This is a genomic window from Paenibacillus sp. DS2015, from assembly GCF_050433705.1.
Taxonomy (GTDB): Bacteria; Bacillota; Bacilli; order Paenibacillales; family Paenibacillaceae; genus Paenibacillus_AQ.
Genome location: NZ_JBNPWS010000001.1, coordinates 235,792 through 260,718, shown reverse-complemented (window position 1 = coordinate 260,718; position 24,927 = coordinate 235,792). Strand labels below are relative to the sequence as shown.

At 41.6% G+C, this 24,927-nt stretch carries 25 protein-coding genes; 19 read left to right on the top strand and 6 right to left on the bottom strand.

Going from position 1 to position 24,927, the window contains the following annotated elements:
- Positions 1-3: 3 nt before the first annotated feature.
- The 10 genes from J2T13_RS01415 to J2T13_RS01370 all read left to right on the top strand — a co-directional run bounded on the left by J2T13_RS01415 (position 4) and on the right by J2T13_RS01370 (position 6,131).
- Positions 4-291 (top strand): Dabb family protein, encoded by a 288-nt coding sequence (locus J2T13_RS01415; protein ID WP_429367621.1) that lies wholly within the window; start codon positions 4-6, stop codon positions 289-291.
- 85 nt (positions 292-376) lie between these two features.
- Positions 377-808, top strand: coding sequence for a DUF86 domain-containing protein (locus J2T13_RS01410; RefSeq protein WP_429367619.1), 432 nt, complete (start codon positions 377-379; stop codon positions 806-808).
- An 18-nt stretch (positions 809-826) separates the two neighbouring features.
- Complete coding sequence (locus tag J2T13_RS01405) at positions 827-1,756, top strand: DUF4261 domain-containing protein (protein WP_429367617.1); 930 nt, start codon at positions 827-829, stop codon at positions 1,754-1,756.
- A gap of 149 nt (positions 1,757-1,905) precedes the next feature.
- Positions 1,906-2,265, top strand: a complete 360-nt coding sequence (locus tag J2T13_RS01400; protein WP_429367615.1) for a YtxH domain-containing protein — start codon at positions 1,906-1,908, stop codon at positions 2,263-2,265.
- A 146-nt stretch (positions 2,266-2,411) separates the two neighbouring features.
- Positions 2,412-3,224, top strand: a complete 813-nt coding sequence (gene racE, locus J2T13_RS01395) for a glutamate racemase (protein WP_429367613.1) — start codon at positions 2,412-2,414, stop codon at positions 3,222-3,224.
- A gap of 243 nt (positions 3,225-3,467) precedes the next feature.
- Positions 3,468-4,667, top strand: a complete 1,200-nt coding sequence (locus J2T13_RS01390) for a M14 family zinc carboxypeptidase (protein WP_429367793.1) — start codon at positions 3,468-3,470, stop codon at positions 4,665-4,667.
- A 144-nt stretch (positions 4,668-4,811) separates the two neighbouring features.
- Positions 4,812-5,063 (top strand): hypothetical protein, encoded by a 252-nt coding sequence (locus tag J2T13_RS01385; RefSeq protein ID WP_429367611.1) that lies wholly within the window; start codon positions 4,812-4,814, stop codon positions 5,061-5,063.
- Positions 5,064-5,202: 139 nt separating this feature from the next.
- Positions 5,203-5,505 (top strand): HesB/IscA family protein, encoded by a 303-nt coding sequence (locus tag J2T13_RS01380; protein WP_429367609.1) that lies wholly within the window; start codon positions 5,203-5,205, stop codon positions 5,503-5,505.
- Positions 5,506-5,534: 29 nt separating this feature from the next.
- Positions 5,535-5,756, top strand: a complete 222-nt coding sequence (locus J2T13_RS01375) for a DUF1450 domain-containing protein (protein WP_429367607.1) — start codon at positions 5,535-5,537, stop codon at positions 5,754-5,756.
- A 108-nt stretch (positions 5,757-5,864) separates the two neighbouring features.
- On the top strand, positions 5,865-6,131 hold the full coding sequence (locus J2T13_RS01370) for a hypothetical protein (protein WP_429367605.1): 267 nt from the start codon (positions 5,865-5,867) through the stop codon (positions 6,129-6,131).
- Between the two features lie 216 nt (positions 6,132-6,347).
- Here J2T13_RS01370 and J2T13_RS01365 read toward each other — a convergent pair whose 3' ends face one another.
- Together J2T13_RS01365 and J2T13_RS01360 are read right to left on the bottom strand one after the other, a co-directional pair.
- Positions 6,348-8,288 (bottom strand): LTA synthase family protein, encoded by a 1,941-nt coding sequence (locus J2T13_RS01365; RefSeq protein ID WP_429367791.1) that lies wholly within the window; start codon positions 8,286-8,288, stop codon positions 6,348-6,350.
- A gap of 199 nt (positions 8,289-8,487) precedes the next feature.
- The gene (locus J2T13_RS01360) at positions 8,488-9,639 is read right to left on the bottom strand and encodes a THUMP domain-containing class I SAM-dependent RNA methyltransferase (RefSeq protein ID WP_429367603.1); all 1,152 of its coding nucleotides are present in this window, start codon (positions 9,637-9,639) and stop codon (positions 8,488-8,490) included.
- A gap of 192 nt (positions 9,640-9,831) precedes the next feature.
- Between J2T13_RS01360 and J2T13_RS01355 the strand changes: the two genes are divergently transcribed.
- Positions 9,832-10,464, top strand: coding sequence for an O-methyltransferase (locus J2T13_RS01355; protein ID WP_429367601.1), 633 nt, complete (start codon positions 9,832-9,834; stop codon positions 10,462-10,464).
- Between the two features lie 339 nt (positions 10,465-10,803).
- On the opposite strand, the gene J2T13_RS01350 is transcribed toward J2T13_RS01355, so the two are convergent.
- Complete coding sequence (locus J2T13_RS01350; RefSeq protein WP_429367599.1) at positions 10,804-12,015, bottom strand: MFS transporter; 1,212 nt, start codon at positions 12,013-12,015, stop codon at positions 10,804-10,806.
- A 196-nt stretch (positions 12,016-12,211) separates the two neighbouring features.
- Between J2T13_RS01350 and hemE the strand changes: the two genes are divergently transcribed.
- The 8 genes from hemE (at position 12,212) to J2T13_RS01310 (ending at position 21,171) form a co-directional block, all read left to right on the top strand.
- On the top strand, positions 12,212-13,267 hold the full coding sequence (gene hemE, locus J2T13_RS01345; protein ID WP_429367598.1) for a uroporphyrinogen decarboxylase: 1,056 nt from the start codon (positions 12,212-12,214) through the stop codon (positions 13,265-13,267).
- A gap of 46 nt (positions 13,268-13,313) precedes the next feature.
- The gene (hemH, locus tag J2T13_RS01340; protein ID WP_429367596.1) at positions 13,314-14,255 is read left to right on the top strand and encodes a ferrochelatase; all 942 of its coding nucleotides are present in this window, start codon (positions 13,314-13,316) and stop codon (positions 14,253-14,255) included.
- A gap of 181 nt (positions 14,256-14,436) precedes the next feature.
- On the top strand, positions 14,437-15,843 hold the full coding sequence (locus J2T13_RS01335; RefSeq protein WP_429367594.1) for a CapA family protein: 1,407 nt from the start codon (positions 14,437-14,439) through the stop codon (positions 15,841-15,843).
- Positions 15,844-15,856: 13 nt separating this feature from the next.
- Complete coding sequence (locus J2T13_RS01330; RefSeq protein ID WP_429367592.1) at positions 15,857-16,603, top strand: glycerophosphodiester phosphodiesterase; 747 nt, start codon at positions 15,857-15,859, stop codon at positions 16,601-16,603.
- A gap of 31 nt (positions 16,604-16,634) precedes the next feature.
- Positions 16,635-17,258: a fumarylacetoacetate hydrolase family protein gene (locus J2T13_RS01325; RefSeq protein WP_429367590.1), complete on the top strand. Its 624-nt coding sequence runs from the start codon at positions 16,635-16,637 to the stop codon at positions 17,256-17,258.
- A gap of 3 nt (positions 17,259-17,261) precedes the next feature.
- The gene (locus tag J2T13_RS01320) at positions 17,262-18,071 is read left to right on the top strand and encodes a DUF92 domain-containing protein (RefSeq protein ID WP_429367589.1); all 810 of its coding nucleotides are present in this window, start codon (positions 17,262-17,264) and stop codon (positions 18,069-18,071) included.
- Positions 18,072-18,113: 42 nt separating this feature from the next.
- Positions 18,114-20,069: an ABC-F family ATP-binding cassette domain-containing protein gene (locus J2T13_RS01315; protein ID WP_429367587.1), complete on the top strand. Its 1,956-nt coding sequence runs from the start codon at positions 18,114-18,116 to the stop codon at positions 20,067-20,069.
- 220 nt (positions 20,070-20,289) lie between these two features.
- On the top strand, positions 20,290-21,171 hold the full coding sequence (locus J2T13_RS01310) for an EamA family transporter (RefSeq protein WP_429367586.1): 882 nt from the start codon (positions 20,290-20,292) through the stop codon (positions 21,169-21,171).
- Positions 21,172-21,318: 147 nt separating this feature from the next.
- Here the strand turns inward: J2T13_RS01310 and J2T13_RS01305 are convergent, their stop codons facing one another.
- The 3 genes from J2T13_RS01305 to pepF all read right to left on the bottom strand — a co-directional run bounded on the left by J2T13_RS01305 (position 21,319) and on the right by pepF (position 24,537).
- Positions 21,319-22,368 carry a M42 family metallopeptidase gene (locus J2T13_RS01305; RefSeq protein ID WP_429367584.1) on the bottom strand — a complete coding sequence of 350 codons (1,050 nt, stop codon included), beginning with the start codon at positions 22,366-22,368 and terminating at the stop codon, positions 21,319-21,321.
- Positions 22,340-22,669 (bottom strand): LapA family protein, encoded by a 330-nt coding sequence (locus J2T13_RS01300; protein ID WP_429367582.1) that lies wholly within the window; start codon positions 22,667-22,669, stop codon positions 22,340-22,342. Before J2T13_RS01300 ends, J2T13_RS01305 begins: the two co-directional genes overlap by 29 nt.
- 77 nt (positions 22,670-22,746) lie before the next feature.
- Positions 22,747-24,537 (bottom strand): oligoendopeptidase F, encoded by a 1,791-nt coding sequence (gene pepF, locus J2T13_RS01295; protein WP_429367580.1) that lies wholly within the window; start codon positions 24,535-24,537, stop codon positions 22,747-22,749.
- Positions 24,538-24,927 lie beyond the last annotated feature (390 nt).

The following is a 24,927-nucleotide window of genomic DNA, read 5'->3' as shown; positions in this document are numbered from 1 at the left end:
TCCATGATCAAACATATCGTACTATTTAAATTAAAAGATGGCTCTCCTGAAAGTATCGACAAAACAGCGAATATATTACGTAATATGCAAGGAAAGATTCCTGAACTCTTATCGTTGGAAGTGGGGATTGATGTTGTACGATCTGAACGTGCGTATGACATTGCGCTTATAACTGAAGTTGAATCATTAGAGACTTTACATGCTTATCAGATTCATCCTGTGCATCAGCAAGTCATTCTGCACATGAATGAAGCTAAGGAACATTCTATTAGTGTAGATTACGAAATTTAATCATAAATGAATCATACGAAGACCCTTGTGTACTGTAACTTAACGCTTAGTTAAGTGATCTTGAAAATTCTCATGGAGGTAAGCCATGTATTATGTAAATAAAGAACAGATTGAACGACGGCTCAACGCTATACCTGATATTGCAGAAGGGCTTCATATAGCGGCTGAATCGTGGGATAACGGACTGCTTCTTGGCTTGGTCCAAGAAAGGTCACTACATCTAGCGATTGAAGTTGTGACAGACGTCTGTAGTTATTTAATAGATGGATTCATTATGCGTGATGCTAGCAGTTACGAGGACATCGTGCAGATCACTTATGAAGAGAATGTGTTTGATGACAACATCTATCAGGTCTTGATCCAGTTAGTTAAGCTGCGTAAACCATTGGTACAAGACTATTGTGATTGGGATCGTAGATCAATACACCCATTAACTGCTGTTTTACCGGATATCTTGAATCGCTTTACAGACAGTACTAGAAGGTATTTAGAAAATGAATGGGTACCTGAACGATAATAAAGGAGAACAAATGGTATGACCTCTGACAATAATAAAATGAATAACAAACAAGAGAAAGAAATGAACGATGACGAAGTCTCAGGCTTCGCTACGGTGATCATGGTTGAGTTTCTATTTGAACAAATGCCAGTGTTGAATCGAAATAAGTTGTTGTCCGTACTAGAGGAGCACACGGGGACCTTAAAGTTCTCAGAAGAGGGGAAAGAAATACCTTCTCCGTTTGCCCTGGATTTTAGTGGAGCGGAGGAAGATGGTGTTCCGCCTCAGGTTTTTTTTCATATGGATCATAAAGTAACGTTCGAGGATGGCGTTGTGCCTGCACAGAGTGTTATTCATGCCCCACAACCGATCCGTGACTTTAAACGTTTCGATAGTGCGCTTCAGCAATCATGGCACTGGCCTGATGCTAGGCAAACGGTAAATAATTGTACATATAGTATTCGTGTTCATGATTTATTTACTGCGAGACTTCCCTATAAGCAACGCCTTGAATTAATATTGGGATTGGTTATGGCGATGATTGAAGCGGTACCTTGTACGGCTATTTACTGGCATACGAGTGATAAATTAGTTGATCCTACGGCTTATTTAGGAGCAATTGAACTCGATGAGAAATTATTTGGAGCTGTAAATCTTCGCCTATTTAATACTGGGGATACAGAGCCCAAGGAAATGATTATGGATACGTTAGGATTATCTGCACTGGGTATACCCGATTTACAGTGTCATTTCACCGAAATGGACCCATCAGAAATTGCACGTAATTTACTTGTTATTTCTAAATACTTATATGATCAAGGCGACATCGTGAAGAATGGTGAAACCATTGGCACATCTGCAAATAAAGGATATCTATGTGAACACCAACATGCGCTTGTCGTTCCAGCTCGTTATGTTCTAGATTTGAATCCAAGTATTGCTCAGGAAGCTAGGAGAACAGATTAATGAAATTTGTTGTTGTCCGCAGTGTCAAGACAAGCAAGAGCTGATTATAATGCATTAACAACTAGGCATTAGCCCGTGTGTGATGTAACATCAATTGCACGTCAAGGTCAGCACTGTCTAGAGCCTAAGCCAAAGGGAGAGATATTAGAATGAATGATAAGAACAAGAGCTTTCTGTGGGGAACCTTAATAGGTAGTGTAGTTGGATCTGTTACGGCGTTGTTACTTGCCCCCAAGGCGGGTAGTGAATTGCGTAAAGATATCGTGGATACAACACATCAAGTGGGCGACAAAACGCAACAATTGGTAGGAATTGCTAGTGAACATGGGATTAACTTATATGATAAAGTTAGAACCAAGACAGAGTCCTTAGTTCAGGATATACAATCGTTACGTCACTGCAAGGGCGAACTCCAAGGGAGTTCCGAGCAGCTGGCACATATCTCTTCCTTGGATGATCTTACAGTTATTGATTCTGTAGATGTTGATAAGGTTGATAACGATATTTAGTGTGAACTTCGAACAGTGCGGACCTTTATCCCATAGTTTAGGGGATTAGGGTCTGTTTTCCTGTGATTGAGGTACATTTCATTCATGTTAAACATAGAGTAGCAAAGTGAGAAAATAGAATTCGTTACAGAAGGAAGCGGTGGTTCGTGCAACATGCAATTGCAATATTAGACTCAGGTGTAGGTGGGCTAACCGTAGCCAAAGAAGTCATGAGACAACTTCCCCGGGAGAAGATCATCTATTTCGGGGATACCGCCCGCGCGCCATACGGACCACGAACATCTGAACAAGTTAGATTGTTTACGGAACAAATTGTTGATTACTTAATTCAGTTTGAACCTAAGATGATAGTTATTGCTTGTAATACGGCAACGGCAGCGGCATTGACTTATATATCAGAAAAAGTTACTATTCCCGTCATTGGTGTTATACATCCTGGAGCTAGAGCAGCGATAAGTGCTACCAAAAAGGGCGATGTAGGTGTCATCGGAACCGTAGGTACAATTGGGAGTGGGGCATATACAGCAGCATTGAAGGAGCTTTCTCCTTTTGTACATGTAACGAGTGAGGCCTGCCCTCTACTTGTTCCGCTTGTGGAACAGGGATTATTCCGTTCGTCTGAAACCACAAGAATTGTTGAGGAGTCTCTTGAGAGAATACGTCAAACGTCTATTGACTGTTTGATTCTGGGATGTACGCATTATCCCTTTCTCATGGATACAATTCAGGAAGTAATGGGGAATCATGTGAAGTTGATTAGCTCAGCAGATGAAACTGCACGAGAGATTAGTACGATACTGTATGACAAAGGAAAACTTGCTCGAGGTGATGAAAGCCCTGTGCATCAATTTTTCTGCAGTGGCGATGGTGACATGTTTAAAAAAATTGCAAACGTGTGGTTAGGTGAACAGATTCGGCGCACACCTGTTGTTTGGCAAGTATCCAAGTTCGAAGAGTAATTAACGTGTAAGATATGAGTAATATCCAAACTGACAACCTTAGTCTTTTCAACGGCTAAGGTTGTTTACTGTTGGATGAAAATTTCCAGTATCCTAATAAATTTAAATTTCAAGCATGAGGGACAACGATAAAAGCATACAATCAACCACAATGCCGCTATGGATGATTGCTTAAAGAGGTTGTTTAAAAAAATGACTTTTGAACAATATCTTAAGTCGCAGCCTACAGAAGGGAATGATTGTATGCAGCAGTATACTGTTTCTAAAGGAGATACATTGCAACGTATTGCTTCAAGAAGAGGGCTTATTCTTGATAATATTGTAAATGCGAACCCTTGGTCAGCTCAGCAACCCTATCTCATTCCAGGACAAATATTATTTCTTCCCTCATCCCCAAGACGTCGATATGAAATACAGACGGGGGATAGCATCGAGAGTGTCTCTGCAGCGTTCTCTGTTTCAGAGGAAGGTCTTGAACAATTAAATCCTGGCATCTCAAGAGATCGCTTTCCTGTTGGACGTACGCTAGTTCTACCTGCATCGGAATCCAAGTATGTTGTAGAACCACAGGGTGAATATGGATATCACGATATGCTCAAGGATATTCAATATCTAACGAGTACGTATTCTTGTATTAAGACAACCTCGATTGGTGAGAGTGTGCTTGGGAAATCGCTTATCATGTTGCAAATAGGTAGAGGTAAAAGAAAGATACATGTCAATGCAGCGCTCCATGCGAATGAATGGATTACAACACCCACCTTACTGCGTTTTATTGAGGAGTATATGTCCGCTTATCAGAAAAGGGAGCGTTGGAATGGATATGACCCCGTAGTTGGGCTGGAAGAATGCACGTTGTGGTTATTACCCATGGCAAATCCCGATGGGGTTGAATTAGTACAGGAAGGGATCACGGATAAGCACCCTTACTATACGCAATTATTGGAATGGAACAATCAGCGCTATGATTTCAAACACTGGAAAGCTAATATACAGGGGATTGATTTAGGCGATCAATTTCCAGCCCATTGGGAAGAAGAAGTGAACCGAAGAGGGAAACAGAGGCCATCTCCACGGGATTATCCTGGTATCTCGCCACTTAGTGAACCAGAAGCTATAGCACTTGCAGATTTCACATTGCAGATTTCGCCTGATGCAGTCATTTCATTGCATAGCCAAGGACAAGAAATATATTGGAATTATCGGAACCATGAGCCTGAAGAAAGTGAATCTTGGAGTCGACGCTTAAGTCAAGTTAGTGGATATCGTGCGGTTAAACTTACGGGAAGTGACGCAGGCTATAAGGATTGGTTTATTCAGCAATTTGGAAGACCCGGATTCACCGTAGAGGTGGGACTTGGAATGAATCCATTACCCCTTAAAGATTTCCATAACATTAGTGTTGAAATTGGAATGATTGTTGCTGAGATGATGACTTTCTGAAAAAATGGTGAAACATTTTCAATAAAAATACGTATGATATATAAGAGGGAGCGGTCGCTTTAGTATGTTTTGTTTTCTAGCGATTGCTTCCTCTTTAGAATAATATAAGTGCATGAACACTTTCTATAAGGAGGAACAACAAACATGAAATGGAGAAGACTATTATCCATTAAACAGGGTTCAACAATGATTCGCAATATAGGGCGATATGTTACATCTTCACAAGTTTCATTGGGAGACAAGCTGTTGTTCCTTATTCCTATATTTGTGTATTGGATATGGCCACTCGACTTGTTACCTGGACTTCCCATTGATGACATTGGCGTAACGTTGTTACTAATGGGATGGTTTACAACGCGCATGTCACGTAAATATCCTAACATCAAGAGTCGTTAGTTTCTTGAGTACACTATTGCACAATACCTCTTGTTTCTTTACAATGAATATTTAGTATATATCAGGGATTAAACTAATCTGGACAAGCTTAGGTTAGTTTATTCGCTGTACATCACATCTAAACAGGAGATGGAGAAAGATGAACTGTAAGATAACTCGTAACGCTGCCAAAGTACTCAAGAAGGAATTGGATAAAGAAGAAAATAAACAATTAAAAGTTCGTGTACTCGTTACTCATGCTCATGGTGATCATGCTCATTATGGCATGGATTTAGATACCCCCCAAGAGAATGACGTAGTAGTGGCGACAGATAAAGATATCGATGTGATCTTAGACCCTAATGAGCCCTTGCTTGATGGTGTTAAGATTGACTACCTATATTTTCCCGAAGAAGGCTTTGTAATCACCAACCCATCTAAGGGGAACCACGGAGATCACTAGTCTGTATACTAAAGAAGGTTGGAATTAACATGGCAAATGATATCCGAGTATGTGAAAAATGTAAGCATACTCCACTCAAAAGTATTGTACCAAAACTAAAGAAGATGGCACCTGATGATGAAATCAAAATTGGTTGCAAGTCATACTGTGGTCATTGCGGTAAGCGCGCCTTTGTATATATTAATGGCCGTTATTTGAGTGCACCGACAGAAGATGAAGTGCTAGCGAAGGTTGCTCCGTTCATCAAATAGCTTACTGGTAAATGATGATTTTCTTCTTCGTGCATAGTTCCTATCCATAGAAACCAAGCTAATGAGGGTGGAGTGGTAAGGAATATGTTGTGAAGGGAGCGTGAGAATATGCCTAAACGTGATTTCGCTAGTATGCAGACCAATACACCGGTATCTCAGGCTAATAATGCTGTAGGTAGGCTTCATCATGCTGTGTCTCAAGCACTTAGCCATCCAACAGAGGATCTTGTTAAACAGGCCGAGAATTCATTGGCTCACACCGAACAAGCGCTTAAACAAGCTCAAGGGAGTTCGAACGTTGAATTAGCTGAAGAGATGTTGGCTGTTGAGAAGAGTCGCTTAGATACAGTTCATTCCGTCGATATAGAAGAATAGTCGCTGAATGATGGGAGTTCACAAGTCGTATACATTAGAAAAAACAGCAAGTTTCCAGTTTATTGGAAACTTGCTGTTTGACGTTTGTTATCAGTCACATTAAGAAACAATGTCCGATCCCGCAGCGTAGGGGCGGAACTTATTTAGATTGTTGGCGTCATAGGTAGGAACGGGACCCCTGACTCAGTCGGACTCTAAGATTCCCCTTGAATCTAGCTATTCTTGATCCAATTTACGAATGAGGTCATATTGAATCACTTGATCTGAGATGTGAAGTTCTTGCTCGACTTGATCGAACCCTGCACGACAGGTGCTGACTTCGGTAATCTGACGTGTACTCAAATCGTAGCAGCTTCCATGATCGTAAACCCCATCTGCTGATGGAATATAATATACGTTACTATCGGTAAAAGCACCTGTACGGAGAGTTACGAATCTTTCCTGTCCATCGAAAAGGTTATTGCCCATGATATGATAAGAGTTGCTCTCTATCCCAAGTAAATGAAGTATAGAAGGCATCATATCTAGCTGACCTGCTACTTCCGGATATGTGCCGGCTTCGCCCCCATCAGGTAGATGGATGAGTAGGGGAACTTGATTCATAATCTGTTTCATATCAAGGTCACTCAGACTTCGACCTAAGAATTGCTCATAATATTCTTTATCTTTGATTGAATTATCGTGATCGCCATAGACGTATAGGATCGTGTTGTCCCATAATCCTTGGGCTTTCATTTGTTCTACGAATTGACCAAGTGCCGCGTCCACATAATGAATCGATTGAAGATAATCCCCAAAAATATTCCCCGTAAATTCGCCTACGTCTAGTTCTTGTTTACTTTTAGGGATAGCATAAGGATGATGACTAGATAAGGTGATTAGGAATGAGTAAAAAGGTTCTTTGATGGTTTGCATCTCGTCTAAAGATTGCTTGAAGAATGATTTGTCACCTAGCGACCATCCAAGGGGCTCATCTAACGTATAATCGTTTTTACTGTAGAAACGATCATACCCTAGGGCATCATACATTGTATAACGGTTCCAGAAACTACTATCATAGGCATGAAAGGCATTGGTCGAATAATCCTTCCCCTTAAGAATGGCAGGCAGGACATCATACTTGTGGTCAGGATAACGCACAAATACAGATCCTGATGGTAATGGGTGTAGGGAACTCTGTGATGAGAAATCCGCATCGGATGTTCTTCCTTGACCTGTTTGATGATAATAATTACTGAAATACATACTTTCGTTCATCAATTTATTGAAATTGGGTGTAATTTCTTGTCCGTTAATACGTTTACCGATCATGAAATTCATGAAGGCTTCGACTTGAATGACCATAACATTGCTATTTTTATATTTACCAAATAAGGGGTCACTTATTGTAGTCTTCTCGTTTTTCTGTTGGAACCACTCCTTGATCTTCGCCATTTCTTCCCCAGGCAGAGTAGGTTCTGGTCCAAGATGTTCTTGACTATATCTATAAATATCATACCCATGGAAGCCTATTAATCCCGTTGTGTTGTAGAGAGCCATATTCCACCAATTACCTTCGAATAGACCTTGAGCCCAAGTCTCACTATAGAATTTAATAGGGCCGAAGGTAAGGGCAAAGCCAAGTACGAATGTTAAAACACCTCTTATTGCGCGACTCCATAATGTTTTTCCTAGAGGGATTGTTGTAGCCGAGTATGCTGGAACCCTATTTTTTCGTTTTCGGCGTTTTATTAAGATGACTACGTACGGAATGAATAATATCCAATCAATAAAGAAGAATAGATCTGACAAGAACACTAACGATTGAATACTCTCACCGAGTGAACTTACTTGTCCAGTCTGGAGAAGTACGGGTATTGTAATGATATCTTCAAAATATCGATAATATACAAGATCAGCGTAAAAGATTGCAGTTAAAAGTATATTCAAGACAATAAGCGATACCCATTGTTCGCGACGCGGTAGCCATAATGTCCAGAAGGAAAAGAGCATGAGTGAACCTACTGCAATGATGTAATCCAATGGATTCATATCGATATTGTGAATATGGAGACTGTAATGGAATAACACTAATTTGTATAGCATCAGGATTATGAAAATAAGGATGTTGCGATATGAGAAGTGTAGGAGACGATTGAATAAAGATCTTTTTTGCATCCCCATTCCTACATGATTACTTAGCAAGGATAAGACCTCCTATAAATGTCTATTTGGATGGATAAGTTTTTAGTATAAGCTTGCTATTGGGTATGTTTACGAAATCTGTGCTGTTAAATAATTTAGGAGCTGCCATGTAGGCAACTCCTATTAGTTGTGAACGAATGCCGACCTGTGGGGTCGAAGTAGACGTTTATCCTTATTGTTGTGGATTTGGATTCCGGGGTGGTAGCGGCCCTAGAAATTGTAAATATTGACATTCAATACGTCCATTGTAAAGCTTACGTCGTTTATCCGCTCTACGGCCAAAATAATGTTCAAATTGTTTCGTAGGTGTAATAGCGAAGAATGACCATGTCGGTAAATGAGCAGCGGTATGACCTAATTGACGGATGAGCTTCTCAACTTCTTCGATTTCACTCATTCTTTCACCATAGGGTGGATTCGTAATGAGACAACCGTATTCTCCTTGAGGTCTAATCTGTGATGCAGGAAGCACTTGGAAGTCAATCTGTCCAGAGAGCCCGGCGCTCTTAGCAGCGGCCTCAGCAACTTCAATCGCTCGGCTATCCATATCGCTACCTGTCAATTGAAGTGGGAAGTCATCGCGTACTAAGTCGAAGGCTTCTTCACTAGCATCGTTCCATAAGCTCTTAGGCACATTGTTCCAGTGCTCTGATGGGAAAGAGCGACGAAGTCCAGGTGCAATATTCCAGCCGATCATTGCGGCTTCGATAAGAAGCGTACCTGATCCGCAACATGGATCATAGAGCGGTCTAGATGGGTTCCAACGGCTTAGTAATAGCATTGCTGCAGCTAATGTCTCTTTAATGGGTGCTTCCGTTGCAAGTCTGCGATATCCACGTTTATGAAGCGAGGGACCAGTCGTATCTAGGGTAAGGAGAGCCTTATCTTTTTGTAAGTTCACTTCAATCACATACCTAGGACCATTCTCAGGGAACCACTCTGTATTGTGAGTAAGCTTTAGCTTCTCAACAATAGCTTTTTTGACGATACTTTGACAGGCAGGGACACTGCTGAGTTGTGAGAGATGCGAGCGTCCATTGACCGGAAATTCGCCATTAGCAGGAATCCAGTCCTCCCAAGGTAAAGCTTTGGTACCCTCGAACAAATCATCAAATGTTGTAGCTGTAAATTCACCCATTTTGATAAGAATACGATCTGAGGTACGGAGCCACAAATTGCATCTTGGAATATCTGCAAAATCTGCGGCAAAAGTGACACTTCCATTCTCGACAGTCATATCCGTATAACCTAATTCTTTAAGTTCGCGTGCAACGATAGACTCCAAGCCCATCGGTGCTGTTGCGATTAATTGTAAGTGTGACAATCTATTCAACCCCATCTGGCCATCTATGCGACTTTAACAGCTGCATCCGGTGACCTATAAATTTACTAGTCTTGCTGGTTTTTAGTAAAACACATACAATGAAATACGGTAGTATTGTGATCTTGCCTTAACCAAACACTAATTATAAAACAAATATGCTTATATGGAAAGTTAGCCCGAGGAGGAAAAGTGTTGAATTTAACCCCTGATGAATATGTTAACCAATTATTCCAAGAAGATGAGAAGTTGCAACAAGTGAAACAAAGTATTATAGAACGAGGAATGCCGGAAGTTTCTGTAGCTCAAGCCTATGGTCGTCTTTTGACATTTCTGGTTCGTACATCCCGCGCAGAAAAGGTACTTGAGATTGGAGCTTTGGGTGGATACAGTGGTATTTGTCTAGCAAGGGGACTATCTACAAGTGGGAAATTATTGTCGCTAGAACTGAAAGAGGAATATGCAGAACTAGCTAAGAGCAACCTCGAAGCGGCAGGATTTGGGTCGCAGGTGGAATACATGATTGGACCGGCAGCGGATAATTTGGAATTGCTGAAGCAGAGTGGACGTAAGTTTAATCTCTTTTTTATTGACGCAGATAAAGAAAACTACCCACTATATCTAGAATATGCCATAAGTTTAGCTGAACCAGGTGCTGTAATCGCTGGGGATAATTGTTTCTTACGTGGACGAACATTGAACCCAGATAAGAATGGGCCAGCCGTACAAGCTATGCGCCGCTTTAATGAGCAGATTGCTACCGATGACAGACTGGTGAGCACCTTGTTACCGGAGTACGATGGATTGTCGCTTTCTTATGTGAAGTAGAAATATAGAGCCTTAACATATTTTAACGCATGCTCCAGAAGCTAGTGAGGGTATGCGTTTTTTTTGTACAATTCTACACTACAAGAAAAAGCCTTTCAACTTGAAAAAATAATATGTATTCAGATGGAAATGGCTAAAGAAGCAGAAGAATTAATGGAATATATCGGGTTAATAAAATGAACCGGAAAAGCGGAGCAGTTGCCTAATCTGTTTCGAAGGAAAGCTCCTTCGAAAAGCATTAGCTGGGTCTCCTTAACTGCTACGCAGGTCCGATTTGGAAATCTGGAGACCACAGCGATTGAAGAAATGTTCCGTATGCGGAGCGTCGTTACGGGTCATCTATCGAAAGGATGAGGGGGTGTTGCGAGTATAAAGTTTCGCTCTAACCCATACCATGTTCAATAAGAGCAGACAGCCTGAAATGATGAATAATCCCTCAATCCCAATGAATCCAGATAAGAATCCACCTACAAGTGCCCCTAACATGTTCCCTAGTGCCAGTGTGCTGCTATTAAAGGCGAAAGCTCTGCTCTCCATACCTTCAGGTGTATATGACCGTATGAGGGCATTTACGCTAGGCAGAAGACCTCCCATAAATACGCCCATCAGGAATCTAATGATAATGAGCTGCCATACATTCTGCACGAAGGCCTGTGGAATGAGCATGAGACCAGCCCCGATTAATGCGTAAGTTAGAATGCGATGTGCACCTAATTTATCGCTAAATTTACCTAGGATAGGGGAGGTAATCATATTGGATATGCCTGTTACAGCAGTGACCATGCCGGCCCATAACGCAATATCTGCCGTGTTATTATGTAGCTTCTGAACATATAGAGGGAGCAGAGACATGGGACTAATCATCGCGAATTGAAGCAAGAACGTAACGGCAAAGAGTGCTAACAATTGCGGGATGTGCGCAAGTTCTTTGAAGCCTTGAATAACGGATACCTGTGCTGCATGAGACGACGCCTCACGATTGAAGTCCTCTTTAACCATAAACATCGCGAATAATGAGGCAGCAAATATAAGAACACCTGTCACGTAGAAAATAGGTCTAAACCCGATCATATCAGCTAATATCCCGCCAATAAGAGGTCCTAATATCGTGCCAGCTACGGATCCAGATTGCATGATGCCCATGGCAAATCCCATTCGGTTTTTGGGTGTTGTTCCTGATACGAGGGAGATGGATGCAGGATTAAATCCAGATATCGTACCATTGAGTAAACGGAGTAACAATAATTGCCATGGATTCTGAGCAAATCCCATTAAGACCATGACAATGGCCATTCCAAACCCTGAACGCAACAGCATAATTTTACGTCCATATCGATCAGACAGTTTCCCCCACAAGGGTTGAAATAAGAAGGAAGTCATGAAATTAGCTGCAAAGATAAGTCCCGCCCATATACCAATGGCATGTTCACCTTGTACACCTAAATCACGTGCAAGATACAAGGCAAGAAACGGTGTGATCATGGTCATTCCGGCATTGACTAGAAATTGACCAATCCAAAGCACGATGAGGTTTACTTTCCATTGTGGCATATAGGTACACGTCCTTTCTGTAGCGCTGGTTAACTTTTATGAGTTGGACAATAAATAAGTATATCACAGCGAATGTGTAGATCTGAAATAGGAATGTCATAGGATTGTCATGACCTCGTGGTGTGTGATAGTTGTTACTTACTTTTAAAAAGGGCATAATATATGATAGATAATTCACAATAATGGAGGCAAAGTCGTGACCTACAATGATACGTTTATCCGAGCCTGCTTTAAACAAGATGTGGATCATGTTCCTGTCTGGTACATGAGACAAGCAGGTCGGTATGACCCTGAATATCGGAAGATAAAAGAAAAATACAGTTTACTTGAAATATGTCGCCAACCAGAGCTTGCGGCTGAAATATCGTTAATGCCTGTCCGAAAGCTAGGTGTAGATGCAGCTATACTTTATTCTGATATTATGAATCCTGTTGCCTCATTGGGTGTTAACTTCGATATTGTGAAGGATATCGGTCCCGTAATTGAGAATCCTATTCGATCCATTGCAGACGTGGAACGTCTGCGTCCCATAGATGTAGATCAAGATTTAAGCCACATCATGGAGACGATTCGAATTCTAGATAAAGAGCTGGATGTACCATTGATTACTTTTGCGGGTGCTCCTTTTACCATTGCAAGTTATTTGATCGAGGGTAGACCTTCCAAGAATTACATCCATACCAAAACGATCATGTATAGTGAACCGAAAATATGGCATGCTTTGATGGACAAGCTTGGAGATATGGTTATTACATATGTACGAGCTCATATTGCCAACGGGGGCAAAGCATTCCAACTGTTCGACAGCTGGGTGGGAGCACTTGCACCACGTGATTTTGAGATTTTTGTACTTCCGACGATTACACGTATCTTTACCGAATTATCCGATTTGAATGTACCTAAAATTTATTTCCCTGGTGTAAGCTCTGGAGAACTTCTCCCAACTCTTACGAATCTCCAGACAAATGTCATAGGTCTCGACTGGAGAGTATCGATACCAGAAGGACGTAGACGTACAGGTGGTCGGTTCGCTATGCAAGGAAACATGGACCCGTTCATCTTGACTGCATCGATGGATGTGATTAAACAGCATGCCAAGCTTATTATTGACGAGGGTATTCAGGAGCCGGGTTATATTTTTAACTTGGGACATGGATTGTTCCCAGAAGCTTCACTTGATAAACTAAGAGAATTGACTGCTTATGTGCAGGAATATTCAGCATCTCTTTTACAATCGACTCCACGAGGTTAAGTTAACTTTTACATGAATTCAACTTTTATTTAGAGGTGAAATGGTTATGAAGTCCAAGATTGGCGTATTGGTAATGTCGTATGGAACACCAGAAAGTCTTGAAGGTATAGAGGCTTATTACACACATATACGTAGAGGCAATGCTCCTACAGCAGAGCAACTGCAAGATTTAGTTGGGCGGTATGAGGCTATCGTTGGGGGTGTTTTTCCACTTCGAGAGAATACGAATCAGCAGGTCGACCAACTGCAGAATGCGCTCAATACTAACGAACATTCGGAGCTTGAATTTGTCTGTTACCAAGGATTGAAGCATGCATCTCCGTTTATTGAAGATGGTGTGGAGCAGATGAAGAAGGATGGCATTGATCGTGCGGTAGGTATTGTACTTGCACCGCATTATTCCGCGATGAGTGTAGGGACGTATATCAAGCGTGCTCAAGAAAAGGCGACGGAACTGGGGATCGAGATGTCCTTTGTACGAAATTACCATCTTCACCCTCAATTAATCGAAGCGCTGAGTGAGCGGGTAAGCATGAAGCTTGATCGATTTGAGGAAGCTGGAGCGAATCGTCAAGATGTTAGGGTGTTGTTCAGTGCTCACAGTCTGCCCGAGCGTATTATCAAGATGGGTGATCCTTATCCTGAACAGTTATTGGAGACATCTAAGGCTATTGCTGAACGAACAGGTGTTACTGCTTGGCAGTTCACATGGCAAAGTGCAGGTCGTACGGGCGAACCGTGGCTTGGACCTGACGTTCTTGATACGATGCGAACTCTGAGTAAAGAACAGGTTGAAGACGTTCTAGTTGCCCCTATAGGGTTCGTATCGGATCATTTAGAAGTCCTATATGATCTAGATATAGAAGCTCAACAGGTAGCTAAAGAGTTGGATATGCGTTTAATGAGAATTGATTCATTGAACAGTGATCCATTGTATATGGAGACACTTCGGGATTCCATTATGAGTAATTTGACAAATGGAGAATAACGAAGAACCCATGATATGAAGTAGGCTATGGAACTAGCTTCGCGATGGGTAATCTCTGAGACTTAAAGTATAGAAAATTAGTAAAGAACTCCTCAAGTTGCGCTGGGGGGTTCTTTTTGTTCATGTGAACCTGATATAATGAAAGGTATGAGTCATGAACATGTTCCAAGAAGGAGTATATATGTACCCGCCAAGATCTCAAAAAAACCAGGCCCAGAAGAAGGGCAGACAGAAACGTAAATTACGCGTATGGGGATGGTTAAATGTAAGCCTCATCGTGATGATTGCCATTATTCTTTTATTAATGAGTCTAGAGAAGGACTTATCCCCTTCTGTTTCTTCACCAGTGTCATCATCATTAACAACAAATAAGGGTTCTGATGACGGTTCTACTCAAGTTCCTTCTGAATCCAAAGAACCAGCAGGGTTGGAAGATGAGAAAGTGCAAGATTCAGCAGATACTATGATAGAACAACAACCAGAAGTTGAACAGTCTAAGGATACCGTTCCATCAAAGGGGCATGCCCCTACTCAGAAACCTGTTGATACACGGAGCAGTAGACAAGAATCTGAAGATGTTAACCCTACACTCCCAGCGGATGTAATTGATGTTGAAGATATTGACGACCAGGTGGAATCAGATGAGAAGCTGACGTTTCATTTTGCAGGGGACATGATCTTCTCAGGTAAAGTAGAGGATCAATTGAAGAAGAATGGCTACTCATACCCTTTTGAACATTTGGGGGATATGTTTCTGAAAGATGATCTGACCTTTGCTAATCTGGAAACCCCTGTTACAACAATGGGAGTAGGTGCACTGAATAAGCAATTTGTCTTTAAGTCATCACCTGAGGCTCTTGAAGCGATCAAGCAAGCAGGCATTGATGCAGTCAGTTTAGCTAATAATCATATTCTCGATCAAGGTGAATCAGGGCTATTAGATACATTGGAATATCTTGATAAAAGTGGTGTTGAGTACGCAGGTGCTGGTAAGAATGCAGCGGAGGCATATGCCCCTAAGTATTTCACTCGTAAAGGGGTGAACATTGCTTTGGTTAGTGCTTCTCGGGTCGTACCTGTTGAAAGCTGGTATGCAGGTAAAGATAAGCCAGGTGTAGCTCAAGCTTATAATCCTGATCAGGTGATAAGCTCAATTGCTGAAGCTCGCAAGAACGCTGATATCGTGATTGTGATGGCCCATTGGGGCAAAGAGAAAGCTACTGTGCTTGAGGATCATCAGACTACACTAGCGCATAGTTTCGTAGATGCTGGAGCAGATTTAGTTATTGGGGGACATCCCCATGTTCTTCAGGGACTTGAGCAATATAAAGGTAAATGGATTGCATATAGCACAGGTAATTTCATATTTACAAAATCCACAACAGAGGCTACATGGAAAACCGCTGTATTTGAAACGACTTGTACGAAGACAGGCAAATGTGAAATGAAGCTAATTCCCTTTCATGCTGAAATTGGTCAGCCTGTACCGATGTTAGCTGCAGATGGCGAGAAACTAATGAAAGAAGTACAAGATATCTCTGTTGGTAATGTAACCATTAACAAAGAAGGTAAGGTGAAGTCGGAATAGGGGGTTACAATCCATGAATAACCCATGTGTAGCGCACCGAGGGTTCTCAGGAAAAGCTCCTGAGAACACATTAGTTGCGATAACTTTGGCGATGGAAGAGCCTTATGTGCAGTGGATAGAGATTGATGTACAGCTCTCATCAGATGGTGTACCTGTAGTGATCCATGATTTTACGTTAGAGCGAACAACGAATGGACGCGGGAACGTGAGGGATCAGACTTGGAGTATACTTAAGCAACTAGACGCGGGTCGATGGAAAGGGAAAGCTTTTGAAGGAGAGAGAATACCTTCTCTGGATGAAGTTCTGAAACTGACCTGTGGACGACTCCACTTAAATATTGAGCTGAAAACAATGGGCAACATGTATCCTGGCCTAGAGCAAGCAGTGATGGATTTGATTACCTACTACAAGATGGAAAGTGATGTCGTATTGACTTCATTTGAAGTCGAATCTTTGAGGAAAGTGAAAGCAATCAACCCCTCCTTTAGAACGGGGCTGATTATCAATCGAAGACCGCTTGATTTAGTGAAGCAGCTATTGGATTTAGATTGTTCCTATCTATCTATAGGAGCTTCTCATTTGGATTCAGGTTTAGCTTCGCTCCTTGTTAGTAAAGGGATCAGTGTGATGGCCTGGACAATCGATAAGGCAATGGGAATGAAGCGAATAGCATCGATCCATCCTGAGATTATGATCTGTACGAACCGCCCAGATGTATGGAACAAAACGATGAAGCCGCGTAAATATTTTTGGCAATAAACTATAAATAAAATAAAGGACTGATACTTCGATGAATTCACTGATTCGAAATGTATACTGTGTTGGGCGTAACTACAAGTTACATGCATTGGAACTAGGGAACGATGTACCTAAGGAACCGATGATCTTCATGAAGCCTACTCATGCGGTAGTTCCTTGTGATGGTCACGTGATTTCTCTACCTAAGGATCAAGGAGAAGTGCATTATGAGGGGGAAATCGTGATCCTGATTGGACGGGATTATGAACCTGGAAACCGTGTGAATGAGCTGGTGGATGTGATGGCGTTAGGGATTGATTTTACATTGCGTGATGTACAGAGTACGATCAAACAAAAGGGACATCCTTGGACAGCTGCTAAAGGGTTCAAATCTTCAGCACCACTCTCCCCATATATTGCATTCCCTGGGAGTGAGGAGATCGCAAATCAAGACTTTACCGTGTTGATCAATAAATCTGAAGTCCAACGAGGCAATACTCGTGATATGATATTTTCATTGCAGGAAATTGTAGATTATATAGCACTGCATTATGGACTAGGCAAGGGAGATTTGATTTTTACAGGTACGCCAGCGGGTGTTGGACCTGTAGCTTCGGGTGACGAGTTCGAACTTTTGTGGGGGGACCAGCAGCTAGGTAGCTGTGTCGTTGGTTAATCGATGTTGTGGATCATCGGCGCCATCTGTGCTCTAGTTGTCTCAGGGGTAGCTTACTGGAAGAAATCTCTTACTCTATCGGGCGCAATAGCAGCTACGGTAATGGGAACGATTTATTTTGCAGCAGGCCATCTATTCTGGTTCGGCATACTCCTTGTATTTTTTGTTTCCGGATCTGTATTATCTAAATACAAGCAAAGTCATAAGTCCGAACTAGAACAATCCTATGCCAAGACAGGTCGCCGTGACGCTGGACAGGTTCTAGCTAACGGTGGACTGGGTATGTTGTTGTGTCTTGCGAATGCGATATGGCCACATTCAGGATGGGCATATGCGTATATTGGCATCATGGCCACGGTTACGGCGGATACATGGGCTACAGAATTGGGTAGTCTAAGTCGTAAACCTCCTCGTTCTGTTCTGAATGGTAGAAAGCTTCTTGCCGGTACGTCTGGTGGGGTATCTCTACTCGGCACGATGGCAGCGGCTGTGGGCGGGGCAATGATTGGGGGATTTGCTTGGTTATTTGAAGTCGGTTCAGGAACGCCAGACCCTTCTCTTCTGAAATGGTTACTTGTGGGGCTCATTGCAGGTTTAGTTGGAGCCTTCACAGATTCGATATTAGGCGCGTCGTTACAAGTGATGTATAAGTGCCATGTTTGTGAGAAAGATGTTGAAGTGTTACACCACTGTGGACAAGCAACAGTAAAAATTCGAGGCTTGAATGTAATGAATAATGATGCAGTAAATATATGGAGCTCCATTCTGGGCGGATGTGCAGCACTAGTTATTGCAATACTGATGGGTTTGTAAATAAATTGTCCAAATAAGATATGAGAAGTGGGAATATACGGTATGAATATAATGACTGTTGAACATATAAGCAAAACTTATGGAGAAAAGGTTCTTTTCCAAGATGCCTCTTTCGGTATGGAAGATCAGGACAAGGTAGGGATCATCGGGGTAAATGGAACAGGTAAATCAACCTTCTTACGTATTATTGCTGGACAAGAAAAGCCAGATGAAGGGCAAATCTCGATTGGAAATACAGTTCGGATGAGAATGTTGGCACAGAATCCTGATTTTGATCCTGAGTTAACAGTACTTCAGCAAGTATTTCAAGGAAATGATCCACAAATGAAAGTGGTACGGGATTATATCCAGACGATGGACTTGCTTGAGTTGAATCCTTCTGATATGACGCTAGTTGAAAGAATGTTAGAGTTGAATCAAGAACTGGATGAATTGCAAGCTTGGCAGTTGGAGAGTGAAGCTAAGATTATCCTTTCCAAGCTTGGGATTACGCAATTCGACGCACTTATGGGGACACTTTCCGGTGGGCAACGTAAGCGTGTTGGTTTGGCTAATGCACTTATTCAACCGTGCGAGTTGCTTATTCTTGATGAGCCAACCAACCATATAGATAATGACTCAGTGGCTTGGCTGGAGCAGTATTTACAGAAGCGCCGCGGAGCGTTATTGATGATTACCCATGATCGGTACTTTCTAGATCGCGTAGCCAATGTCATGTTGGAGTTGGATTACGGAAGATTATTTAAGTATGAAGCTAACTATTCTAAATTCCTTGAATTAAAAGAAGAACGTGAAGAAAGAGAAGCTACGTCAGAACACAAGCGTCAGAATCTATTGCGTTCAGAGCTGGCTTGGGTACGCCGTGGTCCTAAGGCGAGATCAACGAAACAGAAGGCACGGATTGAGCGTTATGAGAAGTTGAAGGATCAACCAGGCATCCAACGTGCTGGTGCTATGGATATATCGGTGGGTTCGACCCGCTTGGGACGTAAAATTCTAGAAATTGATCAATTGAACTATAGCTTAGAGGACAAAATTCTTATTAAAGATTTCAGTTATATTGCTGTCCCGGAAGATCGATTGGGTATTGTCGGTCCGAATGGGAGCGGGAAGTCTACATTATTAAATATCATAGCTGGGAACCTTCAACCGAGTGGAGGAGAAAGTACGCTAGGTTCTACCGTAAAAGTAGGATATTTCACGCAGGAACATCAAGAGATGAATGAGAAATTGCGAGTGATCGAATATATTAAGGAAGTCGCCGAGAATATAAAGACGGCTGATGGTGGAACGATTACCGCCGCTCAAATGTTAGAACGTTTCTTATTCCCACCTACACTTCAATGGTCACCGATCTCTAAGTTATCAGGTGGAGAAAAGCGGCGTTTATACTTACTTCAAGTTCTAATGGCGGCACCGAATGTCCTTCTACTGGATGAGCCTACCAATGATTTGGATATCCAGACACTAGCTGTACTGGAACAATATTTAGATGATTTTCCTGGTGTAGTTTTTACTGTTTCACATGATCGATATTTCTTGGATCGTACGGTAGATAAGATCGTTGCTTTTGAAGGGGACGGAAATCTTAGAGTTCATGTTGGTTCTTATAGTGAATATGAGGAATGGATGAAGCGTAATGTGACGAAAGGTTCGGAGCGTGTTCAAGAAAATTCAGCTTCTCAGCAGAGCCCTAAAGCAGAGATTAAAGTAAAAGAAGCCACACCGGTAGTGAAGGATTCATCCGTACCTCAGGTGAAGGTTAAATTCAGCTTCAAAGAGCAACAAGAATACGATAATATTGATCAAATGATTGAAAAAAGTGAACAGAAAATCGCAGATATTACGTTGAAAATGGAAGCAGCCTTTAACGATTCTGCACTCTTGCAAGAGTTAATGCAGAAGCAACAAGAGGCACAGTTGGAGCTTGAGCATTTGATGGGTCGTTGGACATATCTGAATGAGTTAGCTGAGAAGATTGAAGAGAGTAAATCGTAACTTCTTCTTAATAGATGATAATAAAGCGCAGTGCCCTTCCAAGGCACTGCGCTTTATTTATTTAATGTCCCAGTGCGCGGAGTGACGTAGCATGAATGTTAGCAGTTTGATAGCTCTATAGATTAATTCACTGCTTGTGGATTGGAAATAGGGTATTATGATAGTGAACAATGAAATACATATTAGAAATGGACATCAAGACGAAGGAGCTTAATCAATCATGTGGCTTTTACTCGCCGCCCTTTCAGCCATTTGTTTCGGTTTACGGGGTATTTTCTATCATTGGTCTTCTCAGCAAGGATTAGACCGAAATCTGATGTTGTTTGGGGTATTTTTTACAGGGGCTGTCGCTAGTGTGTTTGCTAGTTTTTTATTTGGTCAGGAATGGACAACAAGTGCGCTAACGGGCCTGCTTATGGGGACTTTTTCCTGTGTAGCTAACGCGTGTATGTTTCAGGGATTCGCTGTCGGTAAGTCATCACTCATTGCTATTTTGACAGGACTTCCACCAGTGGTGGTTGTGGTTCTGGCCTATTTATTATGGGGAGAAACATTAACCATAGGGCAATTGTTTGCTTTTGTCCTCATCGTTGTTGGTATTTTGACAGTACGATATTCAAATGATCTGCGAATCGGTAACCTTCAAGGAGCTCAGTGGGGATTGCTAGCTATGCTGTTCTTTGGAATGAATGATATGGCAGGTAAATATTCCACTAAATTGGAAGCTGAACTGTTCCCAACGTTATCTTTTATGTTTATCATTGGGTCATTCTTTTTTGCATCATGGTGGTTTATCGCCAATAAGCAGAGTAGCAAGAAGGTAGTGAGCTCTGAGGTCGTTCGAGTGAAAGGAAATCGATGGTCTGAGAAACGGACATTCTTATGGGGGATGTTGATCGGTCTAACCAATTTCTTCGGAATGATATTAATCATTAGTGCATTTAAGTACGGTGTTACAAGTCTGGTCTCAGCCGTAGTTGCCATAAATGTACTCATGATTCTTCTATATACGCGAGTATTTGTGAAAGTAAAGTTCAGTAGATTAGAAGTAACAGGCATGGCCATATCATTAGTAGGGATACTAGCACTCCGATTGTTGTAAACTCTAAGTTATATTAAATTAAAAAGGGCACACCCATGCCATGGTGGCTAAGGTGTGCCCTTTTTTGGTCTTTAAGTAACATTGTTCGTGAATATCTTTGAAGATATTCTTACCACAGTCTAACTGCTCTTTTCCTTCGTATTCTGCTTAAGGTTGTTGTAAATATGCAGCTAGTAGCTTAGCTGTGTTGAAGACTGCCTGCTTATGAGTCCGCTCCATCGCATGTGATGCATGAACGCCGGGACCAATTAATGCAGCACGGATATTATTTCCGCCACGAAGGGCAGCGGAGGCATCAGAGCCATAGTGAGGATAAATATCGACGGCATAAGGAATTCCTTGGGACTCTGCCAGCGCTATAAGACGACTTGTCATATCATAATCGTAAGGACCGGAAGAATCCTTGGCACAAATAGATACGTCGGTTTCCTTACAACTTAGATCGTCGCCAATACATCCCATATCGACGGCAATCAATTCCTCAATATCGTCAGGAATGTAGGCGGCACCATGACCTACTTCTTCATAATTTGAAATCAAGAGTTTTAGATTATATTGAGGCTTCCAGCCTTCACGTTTCATGGATTCTAGTAACCCGAACAGAGCGGCTACACTAGCTTTATCATCTAGATGACGCGATTTAATATATCCACTGTCTGTTACGACAACTCTTGGATCAAATGAAATGAAGTCGCCAACAGAGATACCAAGCTTCTTAACGTCTTCATCAGTATCGACACGTTCATCTATTCTGACTTCCATATGCTCCTCTGTACGCTTGAAGTCGCGTGCATCGCTATAAACATGTACAGATGGATGGGTAGTAAGAATGGTACCTGTGTATGTCTGACCTCTGCGTGTATGGATGATACAGTATTCATTCTCCATCGATTGCATCATGAACCCACCGACTATCGTAAGACGAAGAGTACCGTCGGGTCTAATGGCTCGCACCATAGCTCCTAAAGTATCTACATGGGCGCTCAAAGCAACTGTACGGCTGTTCTGATGTCCTTCGACACTTAGGATGGCGCCACCCTTGTTATTCCACGAGAGGGGCACGCCAAGGGATGTGGCCTCATCTTGCACGACCTTCATAACTTCGTTTGTAAAGCCGGTTGGGCTTGGAGTATTAAGTAGCTTCTGGAGTAACGTTAGTAGATATTGTTCATCGGGTTGGATCGGTTGGATCGACATAAGGTTCTGCCTCCTTAGGTTTTTCTATATTTGAGTATACGTAATCGGGTGTGACTTCCAATTGTTCAAGCTGCTTAGTTAGACGTTTTATTTCTTTTTGGAGTCTATATTGCCTGAATATTCCATAAGAACCAACAATAATACCACCAATAAGTGTACATCCTAGAATGAGAACGATGAGTGGAATATGTACGACGTTGAACATAAGGTTAACTTCAACAGAATTAACATTGATTACTGCAAAAATAGCAGTCAACAATGCGAATAATAATCCGGCTATTAATGACCATTGCATTTTCATGTGGGCACCTCCTTCTTATATGATATTATAAAATCCCTTGACCTAGTTGGACAAGGGATTTTATAACAATCACATGTTTATTTCGTCAATTGCTCCATTTGTGTAATTAAATCTCCGAATACGCTCATCGCTTCACGGATTGGCTGTGGTGAAGACATGTCAACGCCAGCCTTGGTCAGTATATTAATAGAGTAGTCGCTACCGCCACTCTTCAGGAAGTTGAGATAGCGATCAACAGCAGGTTGGCCTTCCTCCAAGATTTGTTTAGAGAAGCTCGTTGCTGCTGAGAAGCCTGTCGCATATTTGTAAACGTAGAAACTGTTGTAGAAGTGGGGAATACGAGCCCATTCCATAGCAATATCTTTATCTACAGTCATGTCTTTACCATAATATTTCAGATTCAGATCATAGTAAATGTCTGACAGAGCTTGTGGTGTAAGAGATTCACCTTTTTCCGCTTGCTCATGGATAATTTTCTCGAATTCAGCAAACATCGTTTGACGGAATACGGTTGTACGGAACTGATCTGCATAATAAGTAAGAAGGTACATTTTTTCTTTAGGATCCTTTGATTTCTTGAGCAAGTAATCCATAAGTAATGCTTCATTGGTAGTCGATGCTACTTCTGCTAAGAAAATGGTGTATTGCGCATCACGGTATTTCAGATTGTTGTCTGAATAATAGGAATGCAGTGCGTGGCCCATCTCATGTGCCAAAGTGAACATACTGTTCAAGTTTTCATTATGGTTGAGAAGGACATAGGGATGAGTACCGTAAGCTCCCCAGCTATAGGCTCCTGTACGTTTACCTTCATTCTCATACACATCAATCCAACCTTTGTCGTAACCCTCTTGTAGAGCATTAAGATAGTTCTCACCGAGCGGTTTCAAGCCTGCTTTAACGGTTTTCTTTGCTTCTTCGTAAGTAATATCCATCTTGTATTCATCTACGAGTGGCGCGAATAAATCATACATGTGTAATTCATCGACACCTAGTAGTTTTTTTCGTAACTTCATATAGCGATGCATCAGAGGTAAGCTTTCATGAATCGTATCAATCAGGTTCGTGTATACTTCCTTCTCAATATTGTCGCCATAGAGAGACATCTCGAGTACAGAAGGATATTTACGCACACGAGAATAGAAAATATTCTTGTTTACATTTGCACTTAAAGTGGCTGCAATCGTGTTCTTCTGCTTAGCATAAGTTTCGTATACGGCATGAAAAGCACGACTCCGGACTTCACGATAAGGACTTTCGAGATATTGAGTATAGCTACCATGGGTAAGCTCAACTTCTTTTCCATTCTCATCTTTAATTTTCGGGAATTTCATATCTGCATTATTAAGCATTCCAAAAATCGTCTGTGGCGCTTGGGATAAGTTGCCGACCTGTGCTAGCAACGCTTCTTCTGTCTTAGTCAGAACATGAGCTTTCTCACGTTTCATTTCCTGTAAGGTAAATTTATAATCGGCTAGTGCTGGATCAGCGATGAAGGTGTCAAGTTTATCATCGGGTAGAGATAGAATTTCAGGTGTGATGAAAGAGAGGGCTTCACTGACTTCAACACTTAATTTCTTGGCCTTTTGGGTGAGTGCTTGATATGTAGGGTCCGTGGTGTCTTCATCATGATGCATGTGAGCATAAACGAAAAGACGTTCAATATGGTGAGATAATTCGTCTTCTAATTCGAAACATGCTTTGACGGCTTGAACAGAATCTAAAGTACCCTGGAAATCGTCTGCCTTTTTAGTTTTTTTCTGAACCTCGTTATAGGTTTGATCCCAAGCGGCTTGATTAGTGAACATATCTTGTAAGTTCCATTGATTCTCAACAGCTACTTCTGAACGTTTCTTAATTTGATCCATGTGAATCCTCCTTAAATGATTTAGAGATGAAGACTGAAGGGTCTGTTTCTGGGCTGCTAAAGAAGGTGAAGTTGACGAGATAGGAAAAAGACTAAGTGTGAGTATGAACGATACGATCTTGGTTAATTGCACAAGAGGTACCTCCTTTACATATACATTCACACTTAGTATGGCCCTACCAAAAAAAGATTATTTATCCTTGTTTCATTAACTTTAGGAACCCATGCTTAGGAAGCTGAATATGATTAAGGAAAAGGCAATCAGAATCATAATGACGGCGGTAAGTGCCATCCAGCGTTTTAAAGCAGGTGGGACGGAGTTTTTGGCCAAAATCAAAGCAACTCCAAGTATGAAAGAAAGGATAATAAAGATAAGTATGTCTCTAGAATC